We start from the raw sequence: 9,090 nt of genomic DNA on the forward strand, positions 1-9,090 counted from the left end.
CAGCGTCAGGCCTTTCCGTTCAACGACAACATGGAGTCTTTGGGGTCGAAGGGGCAGCCACCGGTCTCGACGTGGGCGATGTATTCGTCGCGGAAGTGCTGGATCGACGACATCACTGGGCTGGCAGCACCATCTCCCAACGCGCAGAACGACTTTCCGAGGATCGCATCGGAGATGTCCAGCAGTTTGTCGAGGTCTTCGCGGGTGCCCTGGCCGTTCTCCAGGCGGGCGTAGATCTTGTCCAGCCAGAAGGTGCCCTCGCGGCAGGGGGTGCATTTCCCGCAAGATTCGTGCTTGTAGAACTCGGTCCAGCGGCGCACCGCGCGCACCACGCAGGTGGTTTCGTCGAAGATCTCCAGCGCTTTGGTGCCCAGCATCGAGCCGACGGCTCCGACGCCCTCGTAGTCCAGCGGCACGTCGAGGTGCTCGTCGGTCAGCAGCGGAGTCGACGAACCGCCCGGAGTCCAGAACTTGAGCCGGTGCCCGGCCCGGACGCCGCCGGCGTAGTCGAGCAACTCGCGCAACGTGATACCCAGCGGGGCTTCGTACTGCCCGGGGCGGGTGACGTGCCCGGACAACGAATACAGCGTGAAGCCGGGCGATTTCTCGCTGCCCATCGAGCGGAACCAGTCGACGCCGTTGAGGATGATCGACGGGACGCTGGCGATGGTCTCGACGTTGTTGATCACGGTGGGGCAGCCGTAGAGGCCGGCGACCGCGGGGAACGGCGGGCGCAGCCGCGGCTGGCCGCGGCGGCCCTCCAGCGAGTCGAGCAGCGCGGTTTCCTCGCCGCAGATGTAGGCGCCGGCGCCGGCGTGCACCACCAACTCCAGGTCGAACCCGGAACCGCCGATGTCGCGGCCCAGGTAGCCGGCGGCGTAAGCCTCGGCCACCGCGTTCTGCAGGCGGCGCAGCACCGGCACCACCTCACCGCGCACGTAGATGAACGCGTGGCTGGCCCGGATCGCGTAGGCGGCGATGATGACACCCTCGACCAGCACGTGCGGGGTGGCCAGCATCAGCGGAATGTCTTTGCAGGTACCGGGTTCGGACTCGTCGGCATTGACCACCAGATAGTGCGGCTTGGCGGCGGGCCCCTTGTCGCCCTGCGGGATGAACGACCACTTGGTCCCGGTGGAGAAACCTGCCCCGCCACGCCCGCGCAGCCCCGAGTCCTTGACGGTTGCGATCACGTCGTCGGGGTTCATGGCCAGGGCCTTCTTCATGGCCCGGTAACCGTCATGGCGTTCGTAGGTTTCCAGCGACCAGGACTGCGGGTCATCCCAGTAACGGCTGATGACCGGAGTCAAAGGTGTTGTCATGCTTGGCCTTCCGGGCCAGGGGGAGCCTGCATGTCGTTCTCCTGAGCTACGCGCAGACCGGCCAGGGTGGCCGCACCGGCGCCGCCCTGACCGTCGTCGGGGCGCTCGTCGCGCAGACCGGCCAGGATGCGCGACGTCTCGCGGAATTTGCACAGCGGCGCGCCGCGGGTCGGCACCACCGGCTGACCGGCGCGCAGCGAGTCGACGAGTTCGCGGGCGGAGTCGATGGTCTGGTTGTCGTAGAACTCCCAGTTGACCATCACCACCGGCGCGTAGTCGCAGGCCGCGTTGCACTCGATGTGCTCCAGCGTGACGGCGCCGTCATCGGTGGTCTCGTCGTTGCCCACCCCGAGGTGCTCTTTGAGGTCGGCGAAGATCGCGTCGCCGCCCATCACCGCGCACAGCGTGTTAGTGCAGACGCCGACCAGGTAATCGCCGGTCGGACCGCGGCGGTACATGGTGTAGAAGCTGGCCACCGCCGACACCTCGGCACCGGTCAGATCCAGTTGCTGCGCACAGAATTCCATGCCGGCCGGGGTGATGTAGGAGTCCTCGCCCTGCACCAGGTGCAGCAGCGGCAGCAAGGCCGACCGGCTGTTCGGGTACTTGGCGATGATCTCCTTGGCTTCCACCTCCAGCCGCGCCAGCACCTCGGCCGGATACGACTGCGGCGCACCCTCGACCACGAACTGGCTGGGCTCTTCCGGCGGCGGTCCGAGCCGCAGGAAAACCCGCTCGCCACTGCCGCTTTCGTTGGTTCTCATCGATCAACTCCGCCCATCACCGGATCAATGCTGGCGACCGCGGTGATCAGGTCGGCGACCATGCCGCCTTCGCACATCGCGGCCACCGACTGCAGGTTGGTGAACGAGGGGTCCCGGTAGTGCACCCGGTACGGGCGGGTGCCACCGTCGCTGACCATGTGCACACCCAGTTCGCCACGCGGTGACTCCACCGCCACATACACCTGGCCGGCCGGAACCCGGATGCCCTCGGTCACCAGCTTGAAGTGGTGAATCAGGGCCTCCATCGAGCTGCCCATGATCTTGGCGATGTGCTCCGGTGAGTTGCCCATGCCGTCGGGACCCACGGAAAGGTCTGCGGGCCAGGCGATCTTGCGGTCCTCGACCATCGTCGGGCCGGGCTTGAGCTTGTCCAGACACTGCTCGACGATCTTGATCGACTCCGACATTTCCTTGACGCGAATGATGTAGCGCCCGTAAGCGTCGCATGTGTCCGCAGTCATCACGTCGAACTCGTAGTCCTCATAGCCGCAGTAGGGGTCGCTCTTGCGCAGGTCGTGCGGCAGCCCGGTGGCGCGCAGGATCGGCCCGGTGATGCCCAGTGCCATGCAGCCGGTCAGATCCAGGTATCCGACGTCCTCGGTGCGGGCTTTCCAGATCGCGTTCTCGTTGAGCAGTTCGCCCATCTGACGCAGCGGCACCCGGAGTTCCTTGAGGGCGGCCGCGACGTCGTCGACGCCGTTGGGAGGCAGGTCCTGGGCCAGGCCGCCGGGGCGGATGTAGGCACTGTTCATCCGCAGGCCGGTGATCTTCTCGAAGAGGGTGAGCACGATCTCTCGGGCCCGGAAGCCGACGAACATCGGCGTCATGGCGCCCAGTTCCATGCCGCCGGTGGCCAAGGCGACCAGATGCGACGAGATTCGGTTGAGCTCCATCATCATCACCCGGATGACGTTGACCCGTTCCGGGATCTCGTCGGTGATGCCGAGCAGCTTCTCCACGCCCAGGCAGTAGGCGGTCTCATTGAAAAACGGTGCCAGGTAATCCATTCGGGTGACGAAGGTGACGCCCTGGGTCCAGTACCGGTATTCGAGGTTCTTCTCGATTCCGGTGTGCAGGTAGCCGATCCCGCAGCGGGCCTCGGTGACCGTCTCACCCTCGATCTCGAGGATCAGCCGCAGCACGCCGTGGGTGGACGGGTGCTGGGGTCCCATGTTGACGACGATGCGTTCGCCGGGGTCGGCCTTGCGTGCGGCCTCGACGACCTTGTCCCAGTCCTGGCCGCCTGCGACCACGAGGGTTTCGGTTGCGCTCATCTTGTTTCTGTTTCCGACATCAGTTGTAGCCCCTGCGCTCGTCGGGCGGAGGAATCTGCGCGCCCTTGTATTCCACCGGGATGCCGCCCAGCGGGTAGTCCTTGCGTTGCGGGTGCCCGTGCCAGTCGTCGGGCATCTCGATTCGGGTCAGTGACGGATGGCCGTCGAAGATGATGCCGAAGAAGTCATAGGTCTCGCGCTCGTGCCAGTCGTTGGTCGGGTAGACCCCGAACAGCGACGGGATGTGCGGATCACTATCGGGCGCAACGGCTTCCATTCTCAACCGGCGATTGTGCGTGATCGACTTCAGCGGGTACACGGCGTGCAGTTCCCGGCCCGTCTCGTTCGGGTAGTGCACGCCGCTGACGCCCAGGCACAGCTCGAAGCGCAGTTCCGGCTCGTCCCGCAGCCGCTGCGCCACCTGCGGCAGCAGGTCCCGGCGCACGTAGAGGGTCAGCTCGTCACGGAAGACCACGACCTTCTCGATCGCGTCGTCGAACGCGATGCCCTCGCGGTCCAGCGCCTCGGCCAGCCGGTCGGCGATGTCGTCGAAGTAACTGCCGTAGGGACGGGGACTTTCGCCGGGCAGCGCGATCTCGCGCACCAGTCGTCCGTAGCCGGAGGTGTCGCCGGTGCCGCGCACGCCGAACATGCCGCGGCGCACGTTGATGACTTCTTGGCCTTCGGGCGGAACGTCCGCACCCGGCGTCAGGGTCGCGCCCTGGGGGTCCTTCTCGGGTGAGCTCATCGCAGCAGTCCGTGCATCTCGATCGTCGGCCGGGCCGCCATCGCCGCCTCTTCGGCCTCAGCGATGGCCTTTTCCCGGTTGACGCCCAGCGGCATCTCTTGAATCTTCTCGTGCAGCTTGAGGATTGCGTACAACAGCATCTCCGGCCGCGGCGGGCAGCCGGGCAGGTAAATGTCCACCGGCACCACGTGATCGACACCCTGCACAATCGCGTAATTGTTGAACATGCCGCCGGACGAGGCGCACACACCCATCGCCAGCACCCATTTCGGCTCGGCCATCTGGTCGTAGATCTGCCGCAGCACCGGCGCCATCTTCTGGCTGACCCGGCCGGCGACGATCATCAGATCCGCCTGCCGCGGCGTCGCCGAGAACCGCTCCATGCCGAATCGGGCGATGTCGAACCTGGGCCCGGCCGTCGCCATCATCTCGATCGCGCAGCAGGCCAACCCGAACGTCGCCGGCCACAGTGAGTTCTTGCGGACGTAGCCCGCAACCTTCTCGACCGTGGACAGCAGAATCCCGCCGGGTAACTGTTCTTCCAGTCCCACGTCCTACCTACCTCAATCCCACGTCAGGCCGCCGCGGCGCCACACATATGCGTAGGCCACGAAAACCGTGAGCATGAATATGACCATCTCGACGAGCGCGAAAGTCCCCAGCGAATCGAAGCTAACCGCCCACGGATAGAGGAACACAATTTCAATATCGAAGACGATGAATAACATTGCGGTCAGGTAATACTTGATCGGGAAGCGCTGACCGGTGGTCGTGTGCGTTCCGGTTTCCGTGGGCTCGATCCCGCACTCGTAAGCCTCGAGCTTCGACCGGTTGTACCGGCTCGGGCCGGTGATGCTGGCCAGGAACACCGAACCGATGGCGAAGGCTGCGGCAATGGCCGCCATCACCAATATGGGTATATAGACGTTCACTTGCTCCACGTTTCCGTCGTTTGGGCTGTCGACAGCGGTCACGCGGCGAACAGGTGTGACGAAACCGGACTGGGGTACCCCGACATGACCTTGAGCACAGCCTAGCCAGGAACGGCGCGGCGGTCGCGCGGACCCTACCGATGCGTCAAAATCGCACGTCGGGCGCCGGTGTCAGCTGTTCTGGCCGGGGCTGCCGTTGGCATTGCCGTTCTGGCTCAAGCCGCCGCTGCCGCCCGTGGTGGCGGTGAGGCCGCCGTTGCCTCCGCCGGTGCTAGTGCTGCCGCCAGTGCCGCCAGTCGAGCCAACTGCGTTACCCCCGTTGGTACGGGCGCCGCCGGCGAGGGCCACGCCGCCACCGCCGCCACCACCACCGCTGGGTGCGCCGGCCTGGGTACCCGTCGCACCGGTGCCGCCGGTGGCGGTGGCGACCTCGGTCGCACTCCCGCCGGCCCCACCAGTACCGCCGGTCGCGGACGCGTCGCCGCCCGCGCCGCCGCCGCCACCACCCCCGCCAAAGGCGGCGAAGTAGGCACCCCAATAGGTGCCGCCGCCCCCACCGCCGCCACCGCCAGCACCGCCGTTGCCACCCGCGGCGCCGCTGCCGGCCGCACCACTGCCGCCACCACCGCCGAACCCGCCATAGCCGACAACGCCCAGAGTGGGGCCGATGGCGGCGGTACCACCGTTGCCGCCAGTGCCGCCGGTCCCACCGGTACCACCGGTGCCGCCGCTGCCGGTGCCGGTGCCAGCGGCACCGCCGCTACCGCCGGCACCGCCGCCACCTCCGCCGCCGGCATAGAAGAAGCCGCCGACCGTGTTCGAGTTGGAGCCGCCGTTGCCGCCGTTGCCGCCGTTGCCGCCCGCACCGCCGTTACCGTTGGTTCCGCCTAAGGGGGTGCCGCCGCCGGCGCCGCCGCTGCCGGCCTTGCCGCCGTAGCCGCCTTGGCCGCCGCGCGTGGTGCCGCTCCCGGCGCCGCCGTCGCCGCCACCGCCGCCGTTACCGCCGGCACCACCACTGCCACCGACACTGCCGGCGCCGGTAGCGTCGCCGCCAGTGCCGCCTTGCCCTCCGTTGCCACCGGCAAAGCCCGTGGAGCCGGTGCCGCCAACGTGGCCGGTGCCGCCGTTGCCTCCGGCGCCTCCGTTGCCCCCGGTGGAGGTGAGGTCGCCGATACCCGCGGTGCCGCCGTTGCCCCCGCTGCCTCCGTCGCCTCCCGCGCCGGCGGTGCCGCCATTGCCGCCGGTGCCGCCGGTGCCGCCGTTGCCGCCGTGGCCGCCGACGGGGCTGAAGGAGCTGCCGCCGGTGCCCGCGGTACCGGCGTTGCCGCCGGCACCGCCGGCGCCGCCTCTGCCGCCGTTGGGAACTGCGGGGGTGCCGCCATTGCCGCCGCTGCCGCCGTCGCCGCCGGCACCGCTGGCCCCGTTTGTGCCGCCGATGCCGGAATTGCCGCCGCTGCCGCCTGTTCCGCCTGTTCCGCCTTTGCCGCCATCGCTGCCGCTGCCGATGGCCGCATCGCTGCCGGAACCGCCGGCCCCGCCCTTGCCACCGGCGCCGCCGTTGCCGGCGGTGGCGCCGGTACCGGCGTTGCCACCGTTGCCACCGGTCCCGCCGCCGCCGCCGGTCTGGCCGCCGAACGCGGTGTCGACACCTCCGGTGCCGCCGTTGCCGGCCGCGCCGCCGACGCCGCCGTTGCCGCCAACGCTGCCGGTGCCGGTGGCGTTGCCGCCGCTACCGCCTTGTCCACCATTGCCGCCGGCGTCGCCGGCCAGGTCGGCGTTTCCGATGTTGCCGGTGCTGCCGGCACCGCCGTTGCCGCCGTTGCCGCCGGAGCCGCCCTTGCCGTTGGTGTAGGCGCTGCCGACCGTACCGGCGTTGCCGCCGTTACCCCCAGCGCCACCGTCCGGGGCGACGGTCTGACCAGTGCCGATGTCAAGGCCGCCGTTGCCGCCGGCGCCACCGGCGCCGCCACTGCCGGCGTTGCCGCCAGTGCCGTATTGGAAGCCGTTACTGGCGTCGCCGCCATTGCCGCCAGTTCCACCCGCGCCGCCGGCGCCGCCGATGCTGCCGCTGCCGCCGGTACCACCAGTGCCGCCGGTGCCGGCGTTGCCGCCGTTGCCGCCGACTCCGCCGACGCCCACACCGCCACTGCCGCCATGGCCGCCATTGCCGCCGCTGCCGCCGGCGTCGCCGGAAAGGCCCGCGATGCCGCCGTTGCCGGCGCTGCCGTTGCCGCCGGCGCCGCCATTGCCGCCGGTGCCGGAGTGGCCCGGGGTGAGGCCGAAACCGTAGGCGCCGGTGTTGCCGCCGTTGCCGCCGGCACCGCCGCCCGGGGCGATCCCCCCGCCAGTACCGATGTCTATGCCGCCGTCGCCGCCCTTACCGCCGTTGCCGCCGTTGCCGGCGTTGCCGCCGGTGCCGGCACCGACGCCGCCCCCGGTGCCCCACCCGCCGTCGCCGCCGACGCCGCCGCTGCCGCCAGCGTCGCCGGTGAGGCCGGAACTACCAGCATTGCCGGCGCTACCGTCACCGCCGTTGCCGCCTTCACCGCCATTACCGCCGTTGCCGTAGGTGGCACCGGTGCCCTGATTGCCGCCGTTGCCGCCGCCGCCGCCGGTACCGCCGGCGGGGGCCGCAGTCCCGCCGATGCCGGTGTCAGCGCCGCCGTTGCCGCCGTTGCCGCCGTTGCCGCCGTGGCCGGCGTTGCCGCCGACACTGCCGGTGCCGGTGGCGTTTCCGCCGCTGCCGCCTTGGCCGCCCTTGCCACCGGCGTCGCCGGCATTCCCGGGGTTGCCGTTGTTGCCAGTGCTGCCGGTACCGCCGTCGCCGCCATTGCCGCCATGGCCGCCGCTGCCCGCCGTGGCGCCGGTGCCGGCCGCGCCGGCGGCGCCGCCGTTGCCGCCGTTGCCGCCAGCCGGGGCGGTGGTTCCGCCGATGCCGGTGTCAGCGCCGCCGTTGCCGCCGTTGCCGCCGTGCCCGCCGTTGCCGGCATTGCCGCCGACACTGCCGGTGCCGGTGGCGTTGCCGCCGTTGCCGCCGGCACCCCCAGCGCCGCCACTGTCGCCGCCTAGGCCGGGGTTACCGGCTTTGCCGGTGGCGCCGTTGCCGCCGTTGCCGCCGTTGCCGCCAACGCCGCCATTGCCCGCAGTGGCGCCGGCACCGGGCGTACCGGCCGCGCCGCCGTTGCCGCCGGCGCCGCCGGCCGGGGCGACGCCCCCACCGGCGCCGTTGTCGGGGCCGGCCGCGCCGCCGTTAGCACCCTGGCCGCCGTTGCCGGCGTTGCCGCCGGTGCCGGTCACGCCGCCTGAGCCGCCGTCACCGCCCGCGCCGCCGGCCCCGCCGATACCGCCGGCCGCACCGGTGCCACCGCCGCCGGCCATGCCTCCCGCGCCGCCCGCGGCGCCGTTTCCACCTGTGGCCCCGGCACCGCTGGCCAGGCCACCGCTTCCACCCAAGCCCCCAGCCCCGCCGGCGCCGCCGGTACCTGGGAAGGGGTGGGAGCCGAAGCCGCCGGCACCGCCGTTTCCAGCGACACCGCCGGCACCGCCGGTATTCGCGGAGACACCGCCAGTGCTGGCGCCACCGGCACCGCCGTTCCCGCCCGCCCCGCCAGCGCCGCCGTTGACAGACAAGCTCTGGAACAAAACGAGATTGGCGCCGTTGCCGCCGTTTCCGCCCTGGCCGCCTTTGCCGCCGGCCTCGATCAAGTCGCCGATACCGCCGGCGCCGCCTGTCCCGCCGTTACCGCCGGCGCCGCCGCCCGTGCCGTGGGTGGGCGGAGGCGTGGTAGTACCGCTGTTGTCGAGGCCGGTGCCGCCGTTGCCGCCGTTGCCGCCGTTGCCGCCGGCGCCGCCGACTGGGCTTGAGAAGGTACCGCCGGTCCCGGCCGTACCGGCGGCGCCGCCGTTGCCGCCGTTGCCGCCGGCGCCGGCAACATCGCCGCTGGTGTAGCCGCCGTTGCCGACATTTCCGCCATTGCCGCCGGCCCCGCCATTGCCCCCGGCGCCGCTGGCGCCGTCGGTGCCGCCGAT

General features: G+C 70.7%; 7 protein-coding genes. All 7 read right to left on the reverse strand.

The annotated features are described in order from the left end of the window. Positions 1-5 precede the first annotated feature (5 nt). Entirely contained in the window at positions 6-1,322 is a 1,317-nt protein-coding gene (gene nuoF, locus AC5Y7D_RS29020) for an NADH-quinone oxidoreductase subunit NuoF (RefSeq protein ID WP_499929490.1), read from the reverse strand. Next, positions 1,319-2,086, reverse strand: a complete 768-nt coding sequence (gene nuoE / locus AC5Y7D_RS29025; protein WP_499929491.1) for an NADH-quinone oxidoreductase subunit NuoE — start codon at positions 2,084-2,086, stop codon at positions 1,319-1,321. Before nuoE ends, nuoF begins: the two co-directional genes overlap by 4 nt. After that, entirely contained in the window at positions 2,083-3,381 is a 1,299-nt protein-coding gene (nuoD, locus tag AC5Y7D_RS29030; protein WP_499929492.1) for an NADH dehydrogenase (quinone) subunit D, read from the reverse strand. The genes nuoE and nuoD overlap by 4 nt, the downstream gene beginning before the upstream one ends. Positions 3,382-3,400: 19 nt before the next feature. After that, a complete protein-coding gene (locus AC5Y7D_RS29035) occupies positions 3,401-4,129 on the reverse strand; it encodes an NADH-quinone oxidoreductase subunit C (protein ID WP_499929493.1) in 729 nt (242 codons plus the stop codon). Then, the gene (locus AC5Y7D_RS29040) at positions 4,126-4,680 is read right to left on the reverse strand and encodes a NuoB/complex I 20 kDa subunit family protein (protein ID WP_499929494.1); all 555 of its coding nucleotides are present in this window, start codon (positions 4,678-4,680) and stop codon (positions 4,126-4,128) included. The genes AC5Y7D_RS29035 and AC5Y7D_RS29040 overlap by 4 nt, the downstream gene beginning before the upstream one ends. A gap of 12 nt (positions 4,681-4,692) precedes the next feature. After that, on the reverse strand, positions 4,693-5,061 hold the full coding sequence (locus AC5Y7D_RS29045; RefSeq protein ID WP_499929498.1) for an NADH-quinone oxidoreductase subunit A: 369 nt from the start codon (positions 5,059-5,061) through the stop codon (positions 4,693-4,695). 171 nt (positions 5,062-5,232) lie between these two features. Next, the coding region (locus AC5Y7D_RS29050; protein ID WP_499929495.1) for a PE family protein at positions 5,233-9,090 on the reverse strand (3,858 nt) is incomplete at its 5' end.

Source organism: Mycobacterium sp. NGS49 (assembly GCF_059812565.1).